Here is a 25,236-nt window from a genome sequence, read left to right as displayed (position 1 = left end):
TGGAAAGGTTCGATGATGAGTCGTTCAGTTAAGTCGATTATTGCGCTAGTTGTTTGCGCTGTTTTGGCGGCTTGCGCGTTTACTGCTTTTGGCTTTTCTAAGTCTTTTGGTGCAAATACCGATAGGTCTGATGGCGGGAAGGTTATTTTCTTCAACTTCAAGCCTGAAGGCAAGGATATTTGGGTAGAGGTTGCTAATGAGTATAAAAGAACTCATCCGGGGGCTTATATAGATGTCAAGACTCCGCAAAGCGGCGATTACGAAGATGAGCTTCGTGCTGCTGTTAAAAATCCTGATGCTATGCCAACCTTATTTCAAATTAACGGTCCTGTTGGTTACGCTAACTGGAAGGATTACACTGCTGATTTAAGCAAATCTCCCCTTTATAAGGCGCTTAGTAACAAAGACCTTGCTCTTACTGCTAATGGTAAGCCTGTTGCTGTGCCGTATGTTACTGAAAATTACGGTTTGATTTACAACAAGGCTTTGCTTGCTAGATATGCGGATCTTCATAATTCAAAGTTGAGTCCGGAAGAAGATGGTGAATCTTTTGAAGATCAAATAACTTCTTTCAAAAAGTTGAAAGCAGTCGCAGATGATATTCAAAGTCGCAAGGATGAGCTTGGTGTTGATGGTGCCTTCACTTCTGCTGGTTTCGATTCCAGCTCTGACTGGCGCTTCAAGACCCACCTTGCAAATATTCCTTTGTACTACCAGTTTACTGAAGATAAAGTTGAAAGTCAGCCAGCTTCAATCAAAAACAGTTATGTTGATAATTACAGGAAGATTTTTGACCTTTATATTTCTGACTCCACAACTCCTGTAAACCAGTTAAGCACTAAAACTGGCGAAGATGCTGTTTATGAGTTTGCGCTTGGTAAAGCTGTGTTCTACCAGAATGGTACTTGGGCTTGGGGTGACCTTGCAAATGCTGGCATAAAATCTGAAGACGTTGGCATGCTACCAATTTATATTGGCGCTAATGGTGAAGAGCAACAAGGCATGGCTACTGGTTCTGAAAACTATTGGTGCATTAATAAACAGGCTCCAGCAAAGAATCAGCAGGCAACTAATGACTTCCTTAAATGGCTACTTACTTCAAATTATGGTAAGAATGCTTTAGCTAAGCGGCTGGGCTTTGCTACTCCTTTCAAAGATTTCCCTGAAGCAGAAAATCCTCTTGTTCAGGCTGCTACCGAATATACAGCTAAAGATGGCAAAAAACCTGTTAAATGGGAGTTTGTTATGATGCCTTCTAACGGTTGGAAGGACGATGTTGGCTCTAGTTTGCTTACATACGCTCAAGCAACAAAAGATGGTGGCGTTCAGTCTAGTGAAGCTAACGAAGCGTGGGCAAAAGTTAAAACCGCGTTCGTTGACGGCTGGGCTAAGGAATATGCGATTGCTCATGGGCGTAGTTAGCTTAATTAAATAATTTGTTTTAAACTATAATCCTTAAGGGATTGCGCAATCGTTTGCTAAATTGTTGCGTAATCCCTTTAATTATTGCCAAAAATACGTGCTAATTTTATTGGAGATATTGGTGCGTGATATTTTTTATGGCGACACGCGTTAATTTAGGTTATGCTATCGTTTGCAATATCTTTGCATTTGAGGCATAATAAAAATTGTCGAAAGGGCACCTAGCGGTGCGGCGGTCAAAAGGTAGGCCGACGGCATAGGAGAAAGGTTCGATGATGAATCGTACAATTAAGTCAACAATTGCGCTTGTAGCTTGCTCAGCAATGGCATTCGGTGCGCTCGCTGCATGTGGTTCCAGCTCTTCGGATTCTTCCGATAAGGGCAAGGTTTACTTCCTTAACTTCAAGCCAGAATCTGCTGATCAGTGGAAGGAAGTTGCTAAGGAATACACCAAGAAGACTGGCATTCCTGTAAAGGTTCAGAACGCTGCTTCTGGCACTTACGAGCAGTCGCTTAAGAGCGAAATCAGCAAGGGCGACGAAGCGCCTACACTGTTCCAGGTGAATGGTCCTGTTGGCTACGCAAGCTGGAAGGATTACACTGCAGATCTTAAGGATACCGAGCTTTACAAGCAGCTTCAAAACAAGGATATTGCTCTTAAGGATGGAGACAAGGTTGTTGGCGTTCCATACGCAATGGAAACTTACGGCTTGATTTACAACAAGGCTTTGTTAAAGAAGTACACGGAGCTTAAGGATGCTAAGGTAAAGTCTGCTGAAGAGATTAACTCCTTCGATAAGCTTAAGGCTGTTGCAGACGACATTCAGGCTCGTAAGGGTGAACTTGGTGTTGATGGCGCATTCACTTCTGCTGGCTTCGATTCCAGCTCTGATTGGCGCTTTAAGACTCACCTTGCAAACATTCCTCTGTACTACGAGTTCAAGGCAGACAAGGTTACCAAGCAGCCAGCAAAGATTAAGGGCACGTTCCTTGATGGCTACAAGAAGATTTTCGATCTTTACATTACTGATTCCACCACTCCTGCAACTCAGCTCAGCTCTAAGACTGGCGAGGATGCAAACTCCGAGTTCTCGCTTGGTAAGGCTGTGTTCTATCAGAATGGTACTTGGGCTTGGACCGACTTGCAGAAGGCTGGCATGAAGGCCGAAGACCTTGGCATGCTCCCAATCTACATTGGTGCTAAGGGCGAAGAAAAGCAAGGCTTGGCTACTGGTTCCGAGAACTACTGGTGCATTAACGAGAAGACTTCGGATGCCAACAAGAAGGCAACCAAGGACTTCTTGAAGTGGGTTCTTACCTCTGATTACGGCAAGGAAGCTATGTCTAAGAAGATGGGCTTCACCACTCCGTTCAAGAGCTTTGCAGATATTAAGTCTGAGAATCCTTTGACTGCTGCTGCTGTTGAAGATGCTAAGTCTGGTAAGACTCCTGTAAGCTGGAACTTCACTATGATGCCATCTGACAACTGGAAGAACGATCTTGGCTCCGCTTTGCTTGAGTACGCTCAAGGCACTGGCAAGTGGGATAAGGTTAAGAGCGCCTTCGTTGACAATTGGGCTAAGGAAGTTGCTCAGACTCACGAAGATCAGGATTAATCCGATTGATCCTAAGAATTGGGTTAAAACTGGATTATTAAATTCATAATTTAATATATGTCATTTTTGTAATTGCATTAGCACAGTGCATTAGTGACAAGTAAAAGAGCTTCAAGCCTAACGGTTTGAGGCTCTTTTTGTTTTGAGAATTATCTTAGTAGGGTATGTTTGAGTGGGATATGCTTGAGTAGGATATGCTTGAGTAGGATATGCTTGAGTAGGATATGCTTGATATATCGCTTTGTTGTAAGAATAACCTTAGTCTAAAATAAGAATGACCTTAGTCTAATGGTCTTAATTGTTTTCAAGCTGACTTGTGCTCGATCTAACTATAAGCTGTGCTGGAATGGTAATATATTTGCATTCTTCGCTTAAATAATCGCCATTAATCAGAGACAAAGTTATTTTTGCTGCGTCTGCTGCCATTTCTGCAGGGTCTTGGCGAATAGTCGTAAGCCCTGTTTCTCTAGCATAAAAACTATCGTCAAAACCAATAATCGAAACGTCTCCAGGTGTGCTGTATCCGCTTCTAGAAAGCTGGAACATAAGCGGAATTGCTATGCCGTCTTCTTGGCAGGCGATTGCCGTGGGAACGTTCACGTTGCTTAAAAGCGAAGAGACGATTGAGCTTATTCTGTCTAATCCTTCTGGGGCAACGATTTCTGTAGGCGTAATGCCGTTGATTTTGCATTCGTCAATAAAAGAGTGGTAGCGCTGTAAAACGCTAAAATGCAGTGAAATATCGCGGTTTGTGCGAATGTAGGCAATGTTTTTGTGCCCTAGTCCAATAAGATGACGTGCCATAAGTCGCGCGCCTCGATCGTCGTCTATGTTAATTGTTGCGTCAAAATCGCAATCCATAGGATTCAAGCAGTTTATACCTAAGACTGGCACGCCAGTGGCCTTTAGGGAAGCAACTTCCGACTTGTTTACGTCGAAGGAGCAAACGATTACAGCGTCCGCGTTTCGGCGAGTAGGCAGCATGCTAAAGAACTCTGTGCGCTCTTGGCTGCTGGATATTTGGAAGATTGAAAGGTCGTAGCCTGCGGGGTGAAGAACTTGATTTAGGCCTTGTATAATCGACGCGCTAAACCATAGTCGAATGCTGTCGCTAAGAAGAAGTGCAACTCTTAGTGTTCTGCCAGATTTTAGTGCTGCTGCAGACCTAGATATTGAAAAGTTTAGTTTTTCGGCAATAGCTAATACTTTGTTGCGCGTTGCTGCGGAAACCAAGTCTGGGCGCGTAAAAGATCTAGAAACAGTAGATACAGATACATGCGCCTGATCGGCCACGTCTTGAATATTAGCTGGCATTTGAACTCCTTTATTCGCGCAGCAAATGTTTACTCAATATCTTCATTAATATTGTTAAAATATGCGCAACGCTAGTATATGAGCAACGTGGCATATGTGAATTTTCATATGCTTATTTGCGCTCATTACACAAACGTTTGCAATACGAACAATAATAGCAGATTTTGCCGTAAAATCGCCAAAAATCGGGATTTTTTTCACATTTGATTTTTGTCTTCTTTAGTGGCGACATGCAAAAAAATGACAACGTTTGACATTGTGGTTGCATGTAGTAAGATAAAAGTATTGGTTCGAGCGCAGCGAATTGCACAGGCGCGTACTCAAGGAGGAGAAAGTGACGAATCATGATTAATATGAGTGGAAAGGCAATACGCAAATGGTGGGCGTTGTTCGCTCTACCAACGTTTGCTGCATTTGTAATTGGTTTCTTAGTGCCATTTGTAATGGGCGTGTATCTTAGCTTTACTAAGTTCCACACTGTTACTGACGGAAAGTTTGTTGGAATACGCAATTATCGCAAGGCGTTGCGCGACCCACACTTCCTTCATTCGTTAATATTTACAACGGCTTTTACGGTTGTAACAACAATTGTTATTAATGTTATTGCATTTGCAATCGCTTACATGCTTACAAAAAAGTTCAAAGGCTCCAACCTATTCCGTACGGTATTCTTTATGCCGAATTTGATTGGCGGCATTGTTTTGGGCTACGTTTGGCAGGTAGTGCTTAATGGTATTTTGGGCTACTTTGGCCGCGCTATTACGTATTCTGCAACATACGGCTTCTGGGGCATGGTTCTTTTGATATGCTGGCAGCAAATCGGCTACATGATGATTATTTACATTGCTGGCTTGCAAGCGCTTCCAGGAGACGTTATTGAGGCTGCTGCCGTTGATGGCGCAACCCCAATGCAAACGCTGTTTAAGATTACGATTCCGCTTATGATGCCATCCATTACGGTTTGCACGTTCTTAACGGTTACAAACGGATTCAAGCTATTCGATCAGAACTTGGCGTTGACCAATGGCGCTCCTTCTAGAAAGTCGGAGATGCTTGCATTAAACATCTTCAACACTTTCTATGGAAGAATTAATGGCGAAGGTGTTGGCCAGGCTAAGGCAGTTATATTCTTCATTATTGTTGCCGTTATTGCCTTGATTCAGAACAAGTTGGCAACTTCTAAGGAGGTGGCAGCATGAACGAGAAGACTAAGCATCCTGCGCTTTGGACCACGCTTTTTGCTGTAGTGAGTTTGCTGTGGATTTTCCCAATCGCGATAGTGTTTATAAACTCCTTTAAGTCAAAGGTGTATATTGCTAGCGAGCCATTTTCGTTGACTCCAAAGTCGTTTATTGGTTTTGACAACTACGTTCTTGGCGTTAATCGCACTAATTTGTTGATGAGCTTCTGGTGGACAATTGTTGTAACGATTGGTGCTGTAGTTCTGATTCTGCTTTGCACTTCTATGTGTGCTTGGTGGATTGTGCGCGTAAACAATTGGGCTGCAAAGTCGCTTTACGTGTTGTTCTTGTTCAACATGATTGTGCCATTCCAAATGGTTATGTTCACGCTTTCCAACATCACTACAAAGCTTGGATTGAACACGCCTTGGGGCTTGTGGATTATCTACCTTGGATTTGGTGCAGGTTTGGCTGTGTTCATCTTTACGGGCGTTGTAAAGGGCATTCCTCAAGAGTTGGAAGAGTCTGCAATGATTGATGGCGCTTCTGTGCCGCGCATATTCTTCCAGATTATTGTGCCGATTATGAGGCCTGCAATTATATCCGTTTCTATCTTGCAAACAATGTGGATTTGGAACGACTTCCTTCTTCCATACCTCACTTTGGATTTGAACAAGTACAAGACGGTTTCTATTGCAGTTCAATATTTGAAGGGCGGTTATGGCTCTGTTGAAATGGGTGCAATGATGGGCTGCCTGGTTATGGCAATTGTTCCAATAATAGTCTTCTACCTAATCTGCCAGAAGTACATAATTAAAGGTGTTATGGCAGGTGCGGTAAAGGGCTGAGGTTTTTTCTCCTTCGAATCTCGGCATGCATGATGGTGGTTGCAAGTGTTTGCAGCCACCATCATTTGTGTTTAAGCGTATCTTATAGTGTATTGTTATTTTAGATTTGTTTAAGTTTGCTTAATTAGGCGGGAGTAGTTGTAATGATCTCTTTTGGAAGCCCTGATTCTAAGTTCGCTCAAGGAATGGAATCGTTTGCAGACGCGGTTTGGCTTACTGTTCTAATGATTATTACCAGCATTCCGCTTGTAACGGTTGGGGCGGCTGTTACGGCCGCGCATGAGACAGCTAGACGTATTGAACGTGGCGAGGCGCACACAACAGCAATCTACTTTAAGTCTTTTAAGAATAATTTTGTTAAGGCAACTATTATTTGGCTTATTTTAGGGCCGATTCTTGCGCTAATAATATGGTCTTGGATTTTTTTGCAACTTACTCCGCTTTTAATAATAAAGTTTGCGATTAGCATATTGTGGATTCTTGTTGCGCAGTGGGTGTTTGCATTGCAAGCGCGATTTGAAAACTCGATTGGCAGAACTCTTATTAATTCGCTGATTTTTGGCGTTAGTTACGCTAGCACAACGCTTATGATGTTTTTGCTTGATTGTGTGTTCTTTGCGCTTTTGTACCTTTCGCTAAGGTATTTTTTGCAAGGATTACCGCTGTTGATTTTGCTTGGGTGGGGGTCTTTGATTATGCTTCACACGCCGCTTTTGGAGCGTGTGTTTGCTAAGTACGTTGCGGCTAATACGCAGTGAGGCGAACATCGCCATAGATGCTCGCCTCACTTAGGACATCAAAAACATAGCGCGTAAGCCGTGTCTACAGGCGACCTACGCGCTATGCGAGAGAGAAAGAAGTTACTACATGAGTAACAATCAATATTTATTATACTCTTAATTCAAGTGTTTGCAAGTATTTTCAACCTTTCTTTTTACATTTTTTGGCGGTAATTTTACAGTTATTTGCGCTTATTGGTTAATTTTTTTCGCCTCGCATAATCGCGGCCATATTGAGTACTCGTTGAGACTTAAAAACGTCGCCTGTGTGAACAACGTTTCCATCTTTATCTGCAAGAGGAATACGCCAATTTGGATACTCGGTACTGGTTCCAGGCTGATTTTGCGAACGCTTTTCGCCAACTGCGTCAACAAGTGCCACTTGCAAAAGCAAAGATGGGGAAGTGCGCATAATCGCATGCATAGCTTCTACAATCTCTTGCACGTGGTCTTCTACGTTTTCGGCAGCATCCTTGCTAATCCATCCGCCATCAAAAAGCATCTTCATCATGGCGTCTCGCTCCGCACTAGCAGCCTTTTGGAAGCTTTCTACAGAATCGGTAAGCAAGTGAAGCTCTTCGCGAATCTTAACATGCTCAAACGCAAGATAGCCTGCTGTAGGAGGCATGTCGTGAGTAGTAACAGATGCCAAAGCGTATTCGCGGTATGTAGAAGGATTTGCAAATATGATTTCCTTCTTTCCAGCCTTTTTAGCCGCTTTTTCGGCTTCGTCATTGTGTGTAAACCATTCAACAACAGTTCCAAGAATGCCGTGCGAAGCAAGCACCTTGGAAACGTACGCTGGAACAGTGCCAAGGTCTTCGCCAATCACCAATCCGCCTGCGCGAGTGGCCTCAATACTAAGAACTGCAAGCATTGCGTCCACATTGTAGTAAACGTAAGCGCCGTTCTTTGCGCCCTGGCCTTGCGGAATCCACCACAAGCGGAAAAGCCCAAGAACGTGGTCAATGCGAACCGCGCCAGCATGCAAGAACACGTTGTGAACCATGTCTCGGTAGGCAATGTAGCCAGTCTCGTCTAAGTAATTAGGGTCAAATGGCGGCTGGCCCCAATCCTGACCCTGCTGGTTGTAGAAGTCTGGAGGCGCGCCAACACTAACGCCGTTAGCAAAGCGCTCTGGGCTCCACCACACGTCTGCGCCGTATCCGTGCACGCCAACAGCCATGTCTTGCATAAGTCCAATCGCCATTCCCGCAGCCTTAGCTTCGGCGTGAGCGGCAGCAACTTGCTCATCTGCAATCCATTGCAGCCAGCGGTGGAACTCAAGCAAATCAGCATGATCTCGTCTAAGCATGTCTATTTGAGGAGTGCCTTTGCCAGTTGTATCAAACCAAAGATTATCTCCCCAAGGAGCACCCCAAACTTCAAAAGCTACGCACCAAGTAGCAAAAGCGTCTAAGTCTTCTCCAGAGCGCGCCTTAAAGTCTGCAAAATCCTGCTCGCGCTCGGCGCTTCTAGGCTGCTTAAAAATAATCTTTAAGGCTGGAAGTTTTGCGTTCCACGCGGCGTTAATGTCCATTGGATTTGGATTGTTATTAAGCGCTTCCACGCCCTCGTGCAAAATCTCCACCTCTTTGCGCTGGCTATCGCTAAGCTGCGCGTACTCTGGAATATCTTGCGGACGAATGTATGTAACGTTTAAGAACCTGCGCGATTCTGGCAAGTACGGCGAAGGCTCCAAAGGTGCCACTGGCGCGCACGCATGAATCGGGTTTATAAGCATAAAGTCTGCTTTTCCAATGTTTCCTGCGTCTTTAAGCAGTCTGCGCAAATCGCCATAATCGCCAACGCCCCAAGATTCCTTTGAGCGCACGGAATAAAGCTGAGTCATGTATCCCCAACGATGCCGTTCTTGAACGCTTTGCGGAAGTGGTATTTTTGCTGGTGCGCAAATCAAAGTTGATTGCGCGTGTGCAACAGTTTTGCCATTTTTATCTTCGACTTTTGCAAGAAGAGTGTGGTAGCCCATTGGCAAGTCTTGCGGAAGTTCAAGAGTCAAGCCGTCTTCTTCGCTTGTTTCAAAGTTGTTAAGAGGCTCTTCGTATTCCGACCCATCTTCTAGCGTGAGCGTTATGTGTATTTTTTCTGGGCTGCTTGCGGCTTCTTCAGCGTTAATAGGAACAATCGTTTTTGCGCCAATAAAGCACACCACGGTTGGCGGCAGCAGTTCGCTATCGCGCTTTTCTTGAACGCGTTTTAGTGAGTTTTCAATGTTTTCGCTTGTGGTTGCAGGGTAGCCCAGCGCGTCTAGAACGCCTACAAGCGCTTCGTCCGTAATTTCCGTATAGTCGCCTAGTTGGTCTATGTAGAAAGTTGCAACTCCGCATGCTTTTGCAAGTTTAACTAGTGGGCGAGCAAGCCTTTCTGCGCTTTCTTCTACGGGCACAGTCGTGGCAGCCTTTGTTTTGCCATTAGTTGTGCCATTGTCTGTTGTGCTCATGATGCTCCTTTGTTAATCGTGGCACATGTACGAGCATCGAATTGATTGCAAACGATGCTAAAGGGTGCGATTCTCAACACATCACTGGATTGAGGCACGCTCTAGCTAACCATTATATTAAGTATTGATATCGTTTGCAATATTGGCGATTTTTGTGGTGACTTGTGTGGCTTGAGTGTAACTTGTGTGACTTGAGTATGCAAAAACCGCAGAAAGCTAAATGCTAACTGCGGTTTTGTTATTTGCGATTATTCGCGCATATTTGCTGCTAGTTGCTACTTACTTGCGACGGATTCGCATAAAGTGCCAACCAGCGCCGATTGCTGCGATTCCAGCAGTGATGCTGCCAGCAACAGCTGCGATTAGCGTTGTGTTGTTGCCGGCGGCGTGCTCACCGTTGTTTGCGTCAGATGCCTGAGCGCTCTTGTCGCTGCTCTTGTCTTCGCTCTTGGAATCTTCGTTCTTGGAGTCTGCGGAATCCGACTGGCTTTCATCTTTTGCGGAATCGTTAGATGTGTTCTTGGACTCTTCGCTCTTTGTTGCGTTTGAGGAGCTTGCTGCAGGAGCTGCAGGAGCAGCAGATGCAGGGGCTGCAGGAGCTGCAGCACGAGGCGCGCGTGCAGGAGTCTGTGCGGTTGCTTGCGACTTATCGGCAGCGTTTTCTACGAGCTTTTCTGCAGCTTTTGCTGTATTCGCAGGCTCCGTTTGGTTCGCTGGAGCAGCACTGTGCTTAGGGGCAGACTGTGGTGCTGGCTCTTGTGGCGCACTTGGTGCAGCGTTGTTCTGTGGCGCATTCTGCGGAGTGCTTGGAACTGGAGCAGAAGGAGATGCATCCATAGATCCTACACCTGGAACAACACTCGAATTGCCGCCGTTTTTCTGCGCGTGGCTTCCTGCAAAGCTTCCTTGAGCAGAGCTATTGTTTTGTTGTGTGTTGTTTTCTTTGTTTTTTGGCTTCAAACCATTTTCTGGCTTATGAGCTTGTGGCTTTGAGGCCGTTGGAGGAGTAAGCGCATCTTGTTGCTTTGGTGCTTGCGGCGTGCTTGGTGCTGGAGCTTGCTGCTGTTTCTGCATTGGCGGAACTTGCTCTTGTGGCGCATTTTCTTCAGGCTCTTCAGCAGATGGGAGGCTAGATTTAAGCGCTTCTTCTGCTTTCTTAGCAGCTGCAGCAAGCGATTCTTTGCGGCCGTTAAGGTTATTAGACAGTGTGCTTAATTGGTTTATATACCCAGTAAGACCATTGGCAATTAGATTAAATGGGATTTGATCTGTTCCAGAACCTGTAAAACGATCTTTATGTTTTTTTGTAAGATCGTTAATCATATTCCGAACAGTACTGCTTTTTTCTGAGATTTTATCTGTAGTTTCTTCAACCTTAGATTCTGCATCTTGGATTTTTTTCTGAGCATCTTTTACTTTTTTAGACGCAGCTTCAATCTGGTTCATAGCTTTTGAAGCGTCTCTAGCTGTTCTTTCTAAATCCTGCCTTGAATTTTGCAAATTTTCTTCAATAGTTTTTCTATTTTCACCTTGAGCATTTTCAAGCTCTTGAATTCTAGATGCTATATCTTTCTTTGCTTTTTCGATTCCAGCTACAGCTTGTGTTTTCTTTTCTATTGCGCTATTTACGCTCTGAATAGCTTCATCAGCTTCATTTTGAGCCTTTTTTACTTCTTCGTTTGCTGAATCGTATGAGGAAGTCGCTTCGTCTTGATATTGTTTTGCCTCTTTAAACTTCTCTCGTACATCTTCAGGCGGTGTTGTAGAATCCTTGCCACCAGCTTGCGCACCAGCGCTGCCTTCGGAACCCTTATTTTCTTTTTGCTGATTTTCTTTCTTTTCGTCAGCCTTGCCTTGTGTGCTTGCGCTAGTGTCGGAGTTTGCTTGGCTATCGCCTGCTTGGCTGGCCTGAGCCTGCTTAGGATTAGAATCTTGATCAGGTACGGTGTTTTTTTCTGCACCATCTGCTTGACTACCAGCAGCAGTCGCTCCAGCCGCATCGCCAGCAACACCAGGAGCTTGAGTCTTTCCAGAAGCATCAGAAGCGCCAGCAGAATCGCCTTGCGGATCAATAGTAACAGGTTCACTCACGCGGCTAAAGCCTTCGCCTGCTTGCACACTAGCAGAAACTGGAGTTGCGCTTATAGTTTGCGCTTGCGTCAAGGTTGTAGTCGTGGCAGCGTTGGCTGCGTTTGCAATGCTTATGCTTCCAATAAGAGCCAAAGAGCTTGCTCCCAAAGAGATGGCGGCTGCAATCTTAGCGTTCATATTTACCTCATTCTTCAAATCATTTAGGTTTGGGGGGTGGGGATATTTGTTTAATTATCAAGTTGTAAGATCAAAGCGCTAACTGTTTATTAAGTTTTGCGTCTCTGTCTTGTTACTGAACTTTCTCCTCTCCACCATCGCGAACATACGCAAGGGGGGTATAAAGTCTAAAAATGATTCTAGCAGAACAGCAGGAATAATTCGCTCACTTTGGCAATTTATAAGGAACAATTAAGGAAATTACAAGGTTCTGCCTTGAAATATTAGTATTTGACTCAGTATTTGACTCAGTATTAAAAAATATAATATTCAACTATAATCCAAAAATAATAAAAAAATAATCCCGACTTTGTTTCCAAATCACAAGAATAAGGGAACAAAATCGGGATAAATTGCGATTTACGCGCGCTCAAGAACTCGAGCAATCAAGCGCGCTTGTTGCTTAACACAACAAAAGTACGCGGCGGAATATGAACGGCGCGCTGATCGCCATTATCATCGCAAAGCATTGATGCGCGGCTGACGGAAGCGCTGCCAATCCATCTATCAAAGTACTCGCTGGAGTCCAGCACACAGCGCCATTTTTTGCGGCTTGCGCAAAGCTCAGGCAAATCAACCGTTGCAGACGCATCTTTCATAGGATTAGCGCACACAATCAAGTCGCTTTCAATTTGTTCCGCAAGAACAGAATTATCGGATGCATTAAGACGAGTGTGCTGAGCATCGTAAAACTCCGCATTCTTAGCGCGAAGTTTTATAAGCGCGCTATACCACTCTACAAGTGGTTGGAATCGTTTAGCTCTAGACCAATCAAGCTGGTTCATAGCAACTCCGCGATTATAGGAGTTATCGCAACCGTGCTTAGTGCGGCCAAACTCTTCGCCGCCAAGCATAAATGGCATTCCAGCAGAGCACAAAATTATGCCAGCGCTAAGAATATTAGCGCTGAAGATGTCTGCAACGCTGTTTGGATCGCTTGCGTCAAAATCGCAGCTAGACGCGTTATCGCGCATAGAAATACACAGCTTATCCCACAAAGTCAAATCGTCGTGAGCAGAAACGTACTGCACAATCTGACCAACACTCTTGCCAGCACAAGGCATACCACGCCAGCCATTAAACGCGTTACGAACAGGATCTGCCGTCCAGAACTCGTTGCCGTTTACATAGCCTCGGTCGCGATGATCCATAACGTTGCCCTTAAGCGTGTCTCTAGACTCGTCGCTAAACCAGCCGATTCTAGAATCAAGGAAGCCGCGCCCAGCTTTATCTCCCATAGGGCAGTCATCGCCAACAGCTGCAGCAGCCGCACCCCACGGCTCGCCATACATAAGAATATCTTTGCCGCCATCAAGCTTATCTAGTTCGGCGCGAATCATGTTCAAAGTTTGCGCATCCGCTAAGCCCATAAGGTCAAACCTAAAACCATCCACATGGTAGCAGCGCGCCCAATGCAAAATAGACTCAATCATAAAACGCCTAAACATTGGGTGGTCGGAAGCCATTTCGTTGCCGCAGCCCGATCCGTTTGCAAATCCACCATCTTCTTTACGCCTGCAAAAATAGCCAGGAGCAACGCTTTCAAACGCGTTCGATGCTGCTTCAAACATGTGATTATAAACAACATCCATCACTACGCGCATGCCATTCTTGTGCAAAGCGCCAATCATTGCCTTGCACTCGCGGATTCTTGCCGTGCCATCGTACGGGTTGCTGGAGTATGCGCCTTCTGGCACGTTGTACGCGTGAGGGTCGTAGCCCCAATTGTAAAGCGAATCCACGCTCTCGCCGTTTTTGCGAGCAGACGAAATCGCAACCTCATCCACAGTTGCAAAATCGTAGATTGGCATTAGTTGAACGTGAGTTACGCCAAGTTTTTTAAGATAGTCGATTCCAGTAGGGAAGTTGCTATCCGCATCTAAAGTCGTATGCGAATCTGTAAAAGCAAGATACTGACCGCGGTGTTCTGGCTTAAATCCGCCATTTTTATTGCTGCTAAAGTCTTCAACGTGCATCTCCCACACAACAGTTGCATGGCGCACAAATTCTGGCGATTTGTCTTTGTGCCACCCAGCAGGAGCCACGCGATTCTCGTCAATAACAAGGCTGCGCTCGCCATTTACGCCGCTAGCAATGCCCCATGGGTCGCTTGTGCGATTCACTTTTCCGTCTGCAAAGGTCACAAGAAAGTCGTAGTAAACGCCATCTAGCCTTTGCAATATTGACGTTCTCCATGCTCCGTCGCGCAATGGCTTCAAATCGCGTGTTTTGAAAGGTTCACTGTTGTTTCCTGTTTCAAAAAGTCGCAGTGTTACGCACGATGCTGTTGGCGCCCAAAGCGTAAAAGTGGTCGATTTTTCGTTAAGCGAGAATCCGAGCTGCCCCGAATAAACTGGCCATTGTGTTGAAGGTGGGAACGTCATGAATATATCCTTTTGTATTTTATTAAATTATTTAGCATAAAATACGAAGGCCGAAACGCTTTTAACGCTCGGCCCCCATATTTCACCAAACTCTACAATTAATGCAGAGCTTACTATCCCTTAACAGAGCCAGACATCGACTCTTCGTAGAATCGTTGCATAACAATGAACAGGATTGCGATTGGAATGGAAACGCACACAGCTCCAGCGGAGAATCGTGCGAACCAGTGATTAATGTATTCTCTCTGCAACATTTGGTACAAGCCCAAAGCCACAGTGTAATTATCTTGAGTACGAGCAATCGTCTTAACAAGAACGAAGTCAAGCCATGGACCCAAGAAGCTAACAATAGCCTGGAACACAATCATAGGCTTGCATATTGGAAGAATAATCTTATAGAATACTTGCCAAGTTGTGCAGCCATCCAAGTAGGCGGCCTCGTCCAAAGACTTTGGAATCGTATCCATATAACCCTTCATAACGTAGAAGCCCATGCCGCTACCAGCAGAGTAAACGATAATCAGGGAAATAAGAACAACAGAGCCATTCGTTAAGCCAAAAGCCTTCAAAATGAAGTAGATAGCAATAACTGCCATGATGCCTGGGAACATGCCAAGAATCAAAGCAATGTTCATAAATGTCTTACGACCGCGGAAACGCAAGCGAGACATGCAGAACGCTACTACAAGCACGAAGAACAGAGAGATAATGCACACGAAAATAGACACAATCAAGGTGTTCAAGAACATGCGTGGGAAGTCAAGAACTTCTCGCTCAGTAAACAGCTGAATGTAATTATTAAACGTGTACTTAGTTGGGAAGAACGTTGTCTGGTATGGAGCGGTGTTTTGGTTAAAGCTTTCCAAGAACACCCATACGATTGGCGCGAGCCAAATAATAGACATAATAATCAGGAAGATATGAGTGATGATATCTCCGATTATGCGGCGCACGCGCTGATCGCGCCAGAATGGAACGCTGCGTGTGCTATGCACAGTTTGTTCGCTTTGCATAAGATCCTTCTTATTACTCACCGGAATCCCTCCTCATTCTTGTAGGAGCCAGAGTTGCGGTATGTTATCAAAGCAACAATCGCAAGCACAATGAATGTCATAATGCCGATTACCGCGCCCATGCTGTAGTTATCTTTATCAACCGTAAGCTTGTACAGCCATGTGATGAGCAAATCAGTCTTACCTGCCGAAGAGCCGATTGGTGTTGGCTCGCCGCCAGACAAGAGGTAAATAACGTTGAAGTTGTTAACATTGCCAGTGAACGTTGTAATTAAGTATGGAGTCATAACAAAGAAGATGTATGGCATAGTAACGTTCATAAAGCGCTGCCACCAGCTTGCACCGTCAAGTTCTGCAGCCTCATAAAGTTCTGCTGGAACATTTTGCAAAATACCAGTGATTTGCATGATTGTGTAAGGAATACCGACCCAAAGGTTGATGAGAATAACGGTAACCCTTGCCCATGTAGCGTCCTGGAAGAATGGAAGTGGAGAATGAATCCATCCAGAAGAGATGAGAAGACGGTTAATAGCGCCATCTCTTTGCAGCATGCTGTGCATAACGAGCAAAGACACAAACTGTGGAACTGCGATTGTAAGCGAGAAGCATACGCGCCACAAGCTCTTAAGACGAGTGGTGCGCCTGTTAATAATCATTGCCATAAACATGCCGAAGAAGAAGTTCAAGAATGTAGCGAAGAAGGCCCAAACAAGGGTCCAAATCAAAACATCGAAGAAGATTCCAGCATTAATGGTTCCAGTTGTGTTTCCAAGAATCTTAACAAAGTTGTTTAAGCCAACCCAGTGGAAAAGAAGTGTGTGGTCACGGTCGTAGTTTGTAAACGCCATTGAAATCATGAATGCTAATGGCAATACCGTAAACAGAACAATTCCAGCGGTTGGAAGAGTCATAAAACCAACGTGCGCGTGGCGGTCGAGCAAAGATTCAACATCTTTAACAAAGGTGATAGGCTTTTCTCCGCGCTTTACAAAGGATTGAGCCTTGTATGCGCTGCGCAAAGACAAAGTAGCCAAATAAACTAAAACAATAATTGCTGCAATGCTCATAACGCCATACAGCAAAATCTCAACAGAATTATCTCCAGCAACGTAGTGCCAGAAGCCGTTAATCTTTACTCTGCCTTGCTTTCTAGTGCCGAGAGTACCGAATTTTGGTAAATATTCCGCGCCAGTTGTGGCCAAGAAGGCAAGAACTCCAGCCTCGCATAGAAGAAATACGAGACCTTTCACGTACTGTTTGCGAACGAAGTTACCAAAACCGAAGATAATTATCGAAACCCAAGACAGTGCGTCTGCGTGCTTTGCAGCCTCCTGTAGTGAGTATTGCGAAGGAGCCACAAATTCATCGGCAGAAGGTGCCTTCTTTCGCTTCCCTCGCTTGGTGGATGTCGTGCCAGTCATGACATGCCTTTCCGTAAAATTGTGGGGCTTATACAAGCAAAGAACGCCCCGCCCCGATTTACTATTCTTAGGGGAGCGGGGCGTCCTTGCCGTGTTTTTCTAAATATTATTTTCTTTTAAAAGAAAATAATATTTAGAAAATAGTTTGTAAGTTAATACTTACTTCTTAAGAGCTTCCTCAAAGCCCTTCTGGAAGTCTGCAATCTTTGCAGCGGCGTTGCCGTCGTTGACTTCCTTGTTGGCCAATGCAGTACCGAAGGTCTTCATTGGATCCCAGAAGGCACCCATTTCTGGAACGGTTGGCTGCAAGACAGAAGTCTTAGCAATGGTGTTCATCTGAGCAACAGCGGCTGGGTTATCCTTAACAAGATCGCTCAAAGCCTTAGCAACTGGGATGTCGCCGTGAAGCTTGTACATCTGCTCCTGGGATTCCTTAGAACCGAGGAATGCAGCGAACTTAGCGGCCATCTCTGGAGCCTTGGAGTTAGGGTTGTAAGCAACAGCCTTAGAGCCAGCGAAGGACTTCATCTGGTGCTCGCCATCTTCGGACTTAAACTTTGGAAGCTGAGCAGCAGCGTAGTTGTCGCCCAAAGCCTTCTTTACGTCGCCAGCATCCCAAGAGCCAGAGAAGTAAGCGTCAACAGTGTGGTTCTTAATGCCAGACAAGCCAGCGCCATCGCCATCCATTACAAAGTTCTTGTTCTGAATGAGCTTTGCAACATACTTAGTGATTTCGGCAGCCTTGTCACCAATCTTGATGCCAGCCTTGCCGTCGTTGCTCTTCTCACCGAAGAGGGTCATGTTGCCATCAAGGTAGAAGCCTGGAAGGTACCAAGCGTTGCTAATGTCGAAAGCAACCTTGCCCTTTTCGAGCATCTTATCGAGGGACTTAACGTCTTCGTCGGAGAACTTGGACTTATCGTAGTACATGAACCAAGTGTTGCCCATGTATGGAACGCCATAAAGCTTGCCGTCTTGAGCGGTTACAGACTGGATGATGGTCTCATCGTTGTCTTCCTTAACCTGCTTTGCAGCGTCATCGCTCAACTCGCCAATTGCGTTTGCCTTTACCAAGTCGCCGAGCTGATCGTTAGGGAACAGATAAACATCGGCAGCAGCCTTAGCATCTTGCTTAACTGTCTTAGCAGCATCTGGTGGTGCAACAACAGCGTTCTTAAAAGTAACTTCTGGGTGATCCTTCTGGAAGGCTTTCTCCATAGCCTGAATCCAGCCGCCAGCCTTCTGATCTTCGGAAGAAGACCATACGGTGAGCTTTACTGGGTTCGACTTGCTGCTGGAGCCAGCATTGGTGCTAGAACCGCATGCAGCAAATCCAAACATAGTGGCGATTGCGAGGCCTGCGCCCAGCACTTTCTTCATATTCGTCATCCTTGACCTCCTATATCATGCCAGCTTGGCATGTTCTTTGGTGGCATAGTAACAAATTTCATGTGGCGCAACTTTGACGTTTTGCTGCGTTTTTGCAGCGTCACATTTGTTGTTGAAATCTGTTTATAAGCAATGTGTAGTATACACGTATATATTGTAGTTGGCAAATCATGTTGCGCGCTATTAGAAAAATTTCCGTTAAAGTCGGTTATTCTTGATAAGAAGTTGTATTTTATTCTGTAAATCAGTAAATTTATCGGAATTTTATTTTGAATGCGCTCCGACCTACCTTTTCGCTTAGAGCGTAGCGCGAAAAGGTAATTCGGAGCGCTGAGCCGCTTAGCGTAGAAGCACGGTGTGCTTCTACGGCGGCGAAGACGTTCGCGCGCTTAGACCGCGCGAACGATTACCTGCCTTCGCGCGCTACGCTTTAAGCGCTCAGGCAGGTCGTCGCGCCCGAGAATGTACGTGATTTAGGTCAAATCTGGTACAAAATGCGGAAACAAAAGCAAGAATGTTAATAGTAAAATAAAAGATAAGTCACGCCAACAAAACCAACCGAACGGGGGAAATATGCAAAACGAACATGCGCAATGGCTGCGCGACGCCGTATTCTACGAAATCTACCCACAAAGCTTCTACGATTCAAACGGCGACGGAATCGGCGATATTCCAGGCATAATCGAAAAACTCGAATACGTAAAATCACTTGGCTGCAACGCAATCTGGTTAAATCCTTGCTACGATTCGCCATTTAAGGACGCAGGCTACGACGTGCGCGACTACAAAAAAGTGGCAGCGCGCTACGGCACAAACGAGGATTTGCAACGTCTTTTTAGTGAAGCGCACAATCGCGGAATGCACATTTTGCTAGACCTGGTTCCAGGGCACACAAGCGAAGAGCACGAGTGGTTTAAGCAAAGCTCGCGCGCGCAAGAAAACGAGTTTAGCAAGCGATATATTTGGACAGACAGCGCGTTTAGCGGCTATTCCATGCCGTTTATTGGCGGAGAAAGCGAGCGAGACGCAACGTATATTCTTAACTTCTTTAAATGCCAGCCAGCGCTAAATTACGGCTTTGCGCATAGAGATCGCGCGTGGCAATCCGCGCCAGATTCTAATGAGGCTGCGCAAACGCGTGCCGCGATGGTTGATGTTATGCGATTCTGGCTTGCGCTCGGCGCAGACGGATTCCGTGTAGACATGGCGGATTCGCTTGTAAAAAACGACGACAACAATGGCGAGGGAAGCCTTGGCAAAGACAACACGATTCGCGCATGGCAAGAAATGCTGGGCACTGTAAAAGCCGAGTATCCGCAGGCTGCTTTCGTTTCGGAGTGGGGCAGGCCGCGTCAGGCGCTGGCTGCTGGATTCGACATGGACTTCTATTTGAATTGGCGCTGGGATGGGAATCCTAACGGTTACGCGCGCTTGGCTCGCGATGTGGATAATGCGCTAGACAGCAATCCCGAGCACGACCACAGCTACTTTAATGCGCGCGGCGGTGGCAGTATTTGCCCATTTTTAGACGATTATTGCCCACAGTATGAGGCCACTTGCAACGAGGGTTATTTTAGCTTTATAACGTGCAATCATGATACTCCACGCCTGGCTCCGCGATTAAGCGAGCGCGAAAGGCGGATTGCGTTTGGCATGATTCTTACAATGCCAGGTGTGCCGTTTGTTTATTACGGCGACGAAATCGGCATGAAATATCGCGATATTCCTACAAAAGAGGGCGGTTATGCGCGCACGGGCACGCGTACGCCAATGCAGTGGGATGATTCGAAGAATTTTGGATTCTCTGCGGCTGCAAAGTCGAAGTTGTACTTGCCTGTTGAGGCGCGCGCGGATGGAAGGACTTGCGCAAACTCGCGTAAGCAGGCCGTGCAAAGTGGCGAGATTCCAACGGTTTTGGGGCAGGAGCAGAATGGCGATTCGCTGCTTAACTGGGTGCGCGCGCTGATTGCTTTGCGTCACGAATGCGCGGCGTTGCACGCGGACGCCACTTGGCGAGTGTTGCACGCGCCTGTGGATGGTCGCAGTTTTGCGTACGAGCGATGCGCGGCTGGGTCGAATGTGTCGGATGTGTCTGCTGTGTCGGATGGCGAATCCTCTACAGAACGAATCATTGTGGTTATGAATCCTGGATTAAACGAGGAGACGATTGCGCTTAGCGCGCTTGCAGGGCTTACACCAGAGGCGATTTTGCGGCCGCGGCTTTCGATTGGGGCGGTTGCTTGCGATTCTTCCGCGCTTAAACTCGGCGCGCAGTCCTTTGCCCTGTTTGCTTTATAATCCGTTTCATCGTTTGGTGTTGCGCGAGCGATTTTCCTTGCTTGGTGTGTAGGAGGGCTGGGTGTTTCTTGTCTCACAACGCTCCGCCTCTTACGTGTAGTTTGTTGTTGCGGTTGTTCCGATTTAGCTTTGATTTTGTTTTTGGTTGAAGTTTGTTTGTAGGCATGCGCCATTGGATTGTTTGGTATCGGCTGCCGCTCTTATACTGTTCGACCAAGAATCACCCAGCCCTCTTGCATGCTTGAACAATTGCGTATCGCTAGTCGCCTGAGATTCTCGATTTTTCTTGCTGCTTCAGCGAATCACCATTTCATGCTGCGAATCGACGATTTCGAGCTGCGTAATGCGCGAGAAATCACCTCGATTCGCTGAGCCGCTCAAACGTAAAGTCCAGTGGACTTTACGTGCGGCGAAGACACGAGCGCGCTTAGACCGCGCGAGCGAAACATCTCATCCGCTGCAAAAAATCTCGAATCTCTACCACGCTTGGCGTAATATACGTACTTATATACGTACTTATATACGCACTTAACGCAACGAGTGCTAGCAAGAGGTGAATTATGGACGCGCTAAAACCAAAGATCCGCGCAGACAAGAACATAAAAATGGGGATTACGCTCAAAAAGTTCAAGCTGCTCGGCGCTGTAATGATGATGCTCAGCGCATTTGGCACAACCGTGATTCCGCACCTTTTTGGCGGCCTTTCCAACTCCAACATGTGGAGCCTCACCGCTGCCGTAGTGTGCGAAGTTATAAGCTGGTCGGCTCTGCCGTGGTACGCGTGGCTGCTCGTTCGCGGATATCAAAACACGCATAACCTCAACCTTTACACGCTCCGCCTTCTTGTGCTTGCGCTTATTTGCGAGGTTCCGTACGACTTTACAACCTTTGGTTGCGCTTTCGATATGCGCTCGCAAAACCCAGTGTTTGGGCTTGTTATTGCGCTTTTTGTGCTTTCGGGAATCGACATGGTTCGCGCGCGCTTTAAGGGTGCGCAAAAAGTGGCGTCAATCGCAGTGATCCTGGTTGCAGGAATATTGTGGAATCTTTTCGGCAAAGTCGGCTTTAGGCAGAATATTTTTTGGGGCGGAGCTTTACTTTTAGGATTTGTTCTTATCTTTAGGTTCCTAGAAAACCACGAGATTCGCATGGAGCTGATTGCTGGCGCTTTCGGTGCTATGTCGCTTTTGGCGCCAGGAGTTGGCGTGGCTGTTCTGCACTATCGCAGTCCGTACGGCGACGGCCCTAAGCAAACTAAGCAATTCCGCTGGCTTATGTATGCGTGGTATCCGCTTATGCTTGTAATCGCAAGCGTGTTCACGATTCTGCTTTAGGAGCTATCTTAAGCCTTTGGCTTTAAGTCTTTAGTTTTTAGTCCCTATATATATGTTTTAATTTTTATTTAGTCTTTAGAAGAGTGGCGTAATTTTTACGGCGCGGTTGCTGGCGATTTTTGCGCTGCGCGTATCGTTTTGTAAATGCAAACGTTTGCTGTATGATTTTGGAAGATGCAACGCAGCAACGTAATTAATGCAGAAAAGCAACGTAATTAATGCAGCAAAGCAGTAACAAAGCAAAGCAAAGAGGCATAAGATGACTTTGAATCCACAAGACGCGCAGGGTGTGCAAGACGCGCCAGAATCGCATGGCGTGCAAGACGCGCATATTTTTTACGATTACGCTAAAAATCCGCTGTCTAAAGCTAAAGAATCGCAGGTTATAAGCGGCAAAAATTGGCGCATCACGTTAATCACGGATTCGCTTGTGCGCCTTGAGTGGAGCGAAAACGGCGAATTTGTAGACGCACCTACGCAAACAGTTGTAAGACGAAACTTCGAGGCTGGCACGCAGTTTGCCGCGGAAAAGTCGCAAGCAACCGAAGATGAGGCATCGCGCGCTTTTAATCCAAAATCTTATAATCCAAAATATAGTGTAAAAAACTTAGAAAATGGCTGGATAGAAGTCGAAACCGAAAAACTGTTGATTTCGTACAACCAGCAGCCGTTTAGCAAAGAGGGCTTGAGCATTGTTGTGCGCGGAGTGCCAGGCTCGCAATTCAACACGTGGCATTACGGCGACGAATGCCACGGCAATTTGCTCGGCACTGCTCGAACAGTGGACGAGGCGGATGGATCCGTAAAGCTTGGAACGGGCGTAATATCTCGCGATGGGTGGGCCGTGTTAGACGATTCGCGCTCGGCACAAATCGCGTACGCGGCTGCTGTTGATGGAAAAGAAAACCCATACGGAGCATGGGTGGAGCCGCGCGCAAAGGCGAATGGCGGCGTGTCTGGCGAATCTGCCGAATCACCTAAATCAAACTCTAAAGACCTATACTTCTTTGGCTACGGTCACAACTATATAGGCGCAATTCGCGACTTTTACAAGCTCACAGGCGCGCAGCCGCTCCTTCCGCGATTCGCGCTAAGCAACTGGTGGAGCAGGTACTACAGGTACAGTCAAGACGAATATTTGCAGCTGATGAGCCGATTTAAGCGCGAAGGCATACCGTTCTCTACTGCCGTAATCGACATGGATTGGCACGTAACGGATGTTGACTCAAAGTACGGTTCGGGATGGACTGGCTACACGTGGAACCGCGATTTGTTCCCAGATCATCGCGCGTTTTTGCGCCGACTTGCCAGCGAAGGGCTTGCCGTAACGCTTAATTTGCATCCGCGAGACGGCGTGCGCGCGTTTGAAGAAGACTATGCGCAAGTTGCGCGCGATATGGGAATTGATCCAGCAAGCGGCAAGGCAGTTGAGTTTGACCTTACAAATCCGCGCTTTTTGCGCGCATACCTAAACATGCATCGGCGCATGGAGAACGAGGGCGTTGGGTTCTGGTGGATTGACTGGCAGCAGGGCGGAGTTACAAAGCAGGCTGGCTTGGATCCGCTTTGGATGCTTAACCACGTGCATTACCAGGATTCGGGGCGCGGCGGCGCGTGGCCGCTTACGTTCTCGCGCTACGCGGGGCCAGGCTCGCACCGCTACCCAGTGGGATTTTCGGGAGATAGCGTAACAACGTGGGATTCGCTGGCTTTCCAAACCTACTTTACGGCCACAGCTTCCAACATTGGATACGGTTGGTGGAGTCACGATATTGGTGGACACATGCTTGGTGTGCGATGCGATGAGCTGGAGGCGCGCTGGTATGCGTTCGGCGCGTTTAGCCCGATTAATCGCCTTCACTCCAGCTGCTCGCCGTTTGCTGGCAAAGAGCCGTGGAATTTCCCAGCCGAGACGCGCAATGCGATGGTTAAAATGCTGCGACTTCGCGCGCAATTGCTGCCTTATTTATATACGATGAATTATCGCGCGGCGGTTGATGGCAGACCAATTGTAGAGCCAATGTATTGGCAATCGCCAGAAACGCTTGCAGCATACGAGATGCCGAACGAGTACCGTTTTGGCAGCCAGCTTGTTGTTGCGCCAATCGTTAGCAAAGGGTGCGCGCAAGTTGAGCGCGGATGCACTGCCGTTTGGCTTCCAGAAGGCGATTGGTACGATTTCTTTGACGGAAGGCGCTATGTTTCGCGCGGCGGTGCTGGCCGCAGATTTGAGGTTTGGCGAGGAATCGACCGCGTGCCAGCGTTTGCGCGCGCTGGGGCCATTATTCCAATGCAAGTTTTGCCAAGTGAAGCGTCTTGCGCAAGTAGCGATCAGGCGGCTGCTGCTGTTAATAGCGTTGAAAATCCGCGATCTTTGCGCATTCTTGCATTCCCAGGGGATTGCGGCGAGTTTGTTATGCGCGAAGATAATGGCCGATTTGAAGACGCGTGCGCTGGGAAAACTGCCGATACGCGCATGGAGCTTATTTGGCGCGATGGCAACGCGTCTACGCAATTTGTGATTGATGCAGCAAAAGGATGCGCTAGTGCCGTTTCTTCGCTGCCTTCTAAGCGCGATTGGAGCGTAGTGTTTAGAGGCGTTGCTTGCCCAGACTTTTCGCGCGTTCGCGTTTTTGTTGGGGAAAATCAGCTTGAATCTAAAGCTGTAGAAGTTTTATATGAAGGCGAAGAGGGCGACTTAAGTCTTACTGTTTCTGTGCGCAATGTGCCTGTTGGCGATTGCGTGCGCGTGATTGTTGATGGCGGACTGTGCATTGCGCAAGACCCTAAGATTGGCGATTGCTACAGGTTGCTTTTACAAGCGCAAATGCCGTACCGCGGCAAGGAGATTGCTTTTGACGCGATTTGCCAGGCTGATGGCAGCGCGAGTGCTATAAGTGAGCTTTGCGCGCTTGAGTACACTAGCGAGAGCGAGTTTGAGTGCTACCAGCAAAGCGTTGACTTGACTAACGCGCATGCGCCGCAGCACCCAGAGGTTGCTAAGTGGGCGCAATGGAAGTGCACGTTGCCTGATTCGGTTAAGCGCGCGCTTGAGGAGATTTTACTTCGCAGCGCGTTGTAATGCGCTGTAACTGCGCGAGCGATACGCCTCGATAGCGGCGAAAAATCTCGAATCTCTACCATACTTAATGCAGTCAGCGCGAGCGATACTTCCGCTTTTTGTACGTGTTTTGGGTCAAATTTGGTACAAAGTGCGTCAATTGGTTCCGCTTTTTGTTGCTCTAGTCGGTGTGTTTAACAACAAAAAGCGGAAGACAACTCCGCATTTTGTAGCGATTCACGGCGTGTCGAGCTACAAAATCGGGAAAAGTTGATGCTTGCAGCGAATTCATAAGCGCGCTGCAGAGGGTTAAAAGTGTGAGTTGTCTCATATTATACGTGAGTTGTCTTATATACAAATGTTTAGATAATTAGGCTAAAAATGGCGGTTGACTCGCCAGAATCGCAA

14 protein-coding genes and 1 pseudogene are annotated in these 25,236 nt (G+C 46.7%); 8 read left to right on the top strand and 7 right to left on the bottom strand.

Translation table 11 applies throughout. The features are described 5' to 3' along the window. Positions 1-12 precede the first annotated feature (12 nt). Positions 13-1,422: an ABC transporter substrate-binding protein gene (locus HXT30_RS05075; RefSeq protein WP_422111452.1), complete on the top strand. Its 1,410-nt coding sequence runs from the start codon at positions 13-15 to the stop codon at positions 1,420-1,422. A 272-nt stretch (positions 1,423-1,694) separates the two neighbouring features. After that, the gene (locus tag HXT30_RS05070; RefSeq protein WP_016636342.1) at positions 1,695-3,038 is read left to right on the top strand and encodes an ABC transporter substrate-binding protein; all 1,344 of its coding nucleotides are present in this window, start codon (positions 1,695-1,697) and stop codon (positions 3,036-3,038) included. 294 nt (positions 3,039-3,332) lie between these two features. On the opposite strand, the gene HXT30_RS05065 is transcribed toward HXT30_RS05070, so the two are convergent. Continuing rightward, on the bottom strand, positions 3,333-4,352 hold the full coding sequence (locus tag HXT30_RS05065; RefSeq protein WP_119529569.1) for a LacI family DNA-binding transcriptional regulator: 1,020 nt from the start codon (positions 4,350-4,352) through the stop codon (positions 3,333-3,335). 344 nt (positions 4,353-4,696) lie between these two features. Between HXT30_RS05065 and HXT30_RS05060 the strand changes: the two genes are divergently transcribed. The 3 genes from HXT30_RS05060 to HXT30_RS05050 all read left to right on the top strand — a co-directional run bounded on the left by HXT30_RS05060 (position 4,697) and on the right by HXT30_RS05050 (position 7,139). Beyond that, positions 4,697-5,551, top strand: coding sequence for a carbohydrate ABC transporter permease (locus tag HXT30_RS05060; RefSeq protein ID WP_016797399.1), 855 nt, complete (start codon positions 4,697-4,699; stop codon positions 5,549-5,551). Further along, positions 5,548-6,381, top strand: coding sequence for a carbohydrate ABC transporter permease (locus tag HXT30_RS05055; protein ID WP_004124145.1), 834 nt, complete (start codon positions 5,548-5,550; stop codon positions 6,379-6,381). Before HXT30_RS05060 ends, HXT30_RS05055 begins: the two co-directional genes overlap by 4 nt. 143 nt (positions 6,382-6,524) lie before the next feature. Continuing rightward, the gene (locus HXT30_RS05050; protein ID WP_422111451.1) at positions 6,525-7,139 is read left to right on the top strand and encodes a DUF624 domain-containing protein; all 615 of its coding nucleotides are present in this window, start codon (positions 6,525-6,527) and stop codon (positions 7,137-7,139) included. Positions 7,140-7,359: 220 nt separating this feature from the next. On the opposite strand, the gene malQ is transcribed toward HXT30_RS05050, so the two are convergent. The 6 genes and pseudogenes from malQ to HXT30_RS05020 form a co-directional block, all read right to left on the bottom strand. Then, positions 7,360-9,621, bottom strand: coding sequence for a 4-alpha-glucanotransferase (malQ, locus tag HXT30_RS05045; RefSeq protein ID WP_422111450.1), 2,262 nt, complete (start codon positions 9,619-9,621; stop codon positions 7,360-7,362). 279 nt (positions 9,622-9,900) lie between these two features. Further along, positions 9,901-10,443: pseudogene (locus tag HXT30_RS05040) on the bottom strand (hypothetical protein); the annotation flags it as partial. A gap of 1,871 nt (positions 10,444-12,314) precedes the next feature. Next, the gene (pulA, locus tag HXT30_RS05035; RefSeq protein ID WP_422111449.1) at positions 12,315-14,312 is read right to left on the bottom strand and encodes a type I pullulanase; all 1,998 of its coding nucleotides are present in this window, start codon (positions 14,310-14,312) and stop codon (positions 12,315-12,317) included. Positions 14,313-14,425: 113 nt separating this feature from the next. Further along, on the bottom strand, positions 14,426-15,346 hold the full coding sequence (locus tag HXT30_RS05030) for a sugar ABC transporter permease (RefSeq protein ID WP_004131368.1): 921 nt from the start codon (positions 15,344-15,346) through the stop codon (positions 14,426-14,428). Further along, positions 15,343-16,746: a carbohydrate ABC transporter permease gene (locus HXT30_RS05025; protein WP_422111448.1), complete on the bottom strand. Its 1,404-nt coding sequence runs from the start codon at positions 16,744-16,746 to the stop codon at positions 15,343-15,345. Before HXT30_RS05025 ends, HXT30_RS05030 begins: the two co-directional genes overlap by 4 nt. Before the next feature lie 159 nt (positions 16,747-16,905). Then, the gene (locus HXT30_RS05020) at positions 16,906-18,135 is read right to left on the bottom strand and encodes an extracellular solute-binding protein (RefSeq protein WP_016636333.1); all 1,230 of its coding nucleotides are present in this window, start codon (positions 18,133-18,135) and stop codon (positions 16,906-16,908) included. Positions 18,136-18,708: 573 nt separating this feature from the next. On the opposite strand from HXT30_RS05020, the gene HXT30_RS05015 reads away from it, so the two are divergent. The 3 genes from HXT30_RS05015 (at position 18,709) to HXT30_RS05005 (ending at position 24,849) form a co-directional block, all read left to right on the top strand. Further along, a complete protein-coding gene (locus HXT30_RS05015; RefSeq protein ID WP_422111447.1) occupies positions 18,709-20,433 on the top strand; it encodes an alpha-amylase family glycosyl hydrolase in 1,725 nt (574 codons plus the stop codon). Between the two features lie 560 nt (positions 20,434-20,993). Next, complete coding sequence (locus HXT30_RS05010) at positions 20,994-21,767, top strand: TraX family protein (RefSeq protein WP_020757289.1); 774 nt, start codon at positions 20,994-20,996, stop codon at positions 21,765-21,767. A 259-nt stretch (positions 21,768-22,026) separates the two neighbouring features. Beyond that, positions 22,027-24,849, top strand: a complete 2,823-nt coding sequence (locus tag HXT30_RS05005; RefSeq protein ID WP_422111446.1) for a TIM-barrel domain-containing protein — start codon at positions 22,027-22,029, stop codon at positions 24,847-24,849. Positions 24,850-25,236: the final 387 nt, after the last annotated feature.

This window comes from Gardnerella sp. DNF00571G, from assembly GCF_049262695.1.
GTDB classification, from domain to species: domain Bacteria; phylum Actinomycetota; class Actinomycetes; order Actinomycetales; family Bifidobacteriaceae; genus Bifidobacterium; species Bifidobacterium piotii.
The sequence above is the reverse complement of the archived record's forward strand: the minus strand, read 5'-3'. Positions and strand labels throughout refer to the sequence as shown.

What these genes read in the sequence shown, in the direction of transcription:
- HXT30_RS05075 (WP_422111452.1), top strand. Translation starts at nt 13, where the DNA reads ATGATGAGTCGTTCAGTTAAGTCGATTATTGCGCTAGTTGTTTGCGCT.
- HXT30_RS05010 (WP_020757289.1), top strand. Translation starts at nt 20,994, where the DNA reads ATGGACGCGCTAAAACCAAAGATCCGCGCAGACAAGAACATAAAAATG.
- HXT30_RS05050 (WP_422111451.1), top strand. Translation starts at nt 6,525, where the DNA reads ATGATCTCTTTTGGAAGCCCTGATTCTAAGTTCGCTCAAGGAATGGAA.
- HXT30_RS05025 (WP_422111448.1), bottom strand. Translation starts at nt 16,746, where the DNA reads ATGACTGGCACGACATCCACCAAGCGAGGGAAGCGAAAGAAGGCACCT.
- HXT30_RS05055 (WP_004124145.1), top strand. Translation starts at nt 5,548, where the DNA reads ATGAACGAGAAGACTAAGCATCCTGCGCTTTGGACCACGCTTTTTGCT.
- malQ (WP_422111450.1), bottom strand. Translation starts at nt 9,621, where the DNA reads ATGAGCACAACAGACAATGGCACAACTAATGGCAAAACAAAGGCTGCC.
- pulA (WP_422111449.1), bottom strand. Translation starts at nt 14,312, where the DNA reads ATGACGTTCCCACCTTCAACACAATGGCCAGTTTATTCGGGGCAGCTC.
- HXT30_RS05005 (WP_422111446.1), top strand. Translation starts at nt 22,027, where the DNA reads ATGACTTTGAATCCACAAGACGCGCAGGGTGTGCAAGACGCGCCAGAA.
- HXT30_RS05065 (WP_119529569.1), bottom strand. Translation starts at nt 4,352, where the DNA reads ATGCCAGCTAATATTCAAGACGTGGCCGATCAGGCGCATGTATCTGTA.
- HXT30_RS05015 (WP_422111447.1), top strand. Translation starts at nt 18,709, where the DNA reads ATGCAAAACGAACATGCGCAATGGCTGCGCGACGCCGTATTCTACGAA.
- HXT30_RS05070 (WP_016636342.1), top strand. Translation starts at nt 1,695, where the DNA reads ATGATGAATCGTACAATTAAGTCAACAATTGCGCTTGTAGCTTGCTCA.
- HXT30_RS05020 (WP_016636333.1), bottom strand. Translation starts at nt 18,135, where the DNA reads ATGACGAATATGAAGAAAGTGCTGGGCGCAGGCCTCGCAATCGCCACT.
- HXT30_RS05060 (WP_016797399.1), top strand. Translation starts at nt 4,697, where the DNA reads ATGATTAATATGAGTGGAAAGGCAATACGCAAATGGTGGGCGTTGTTC.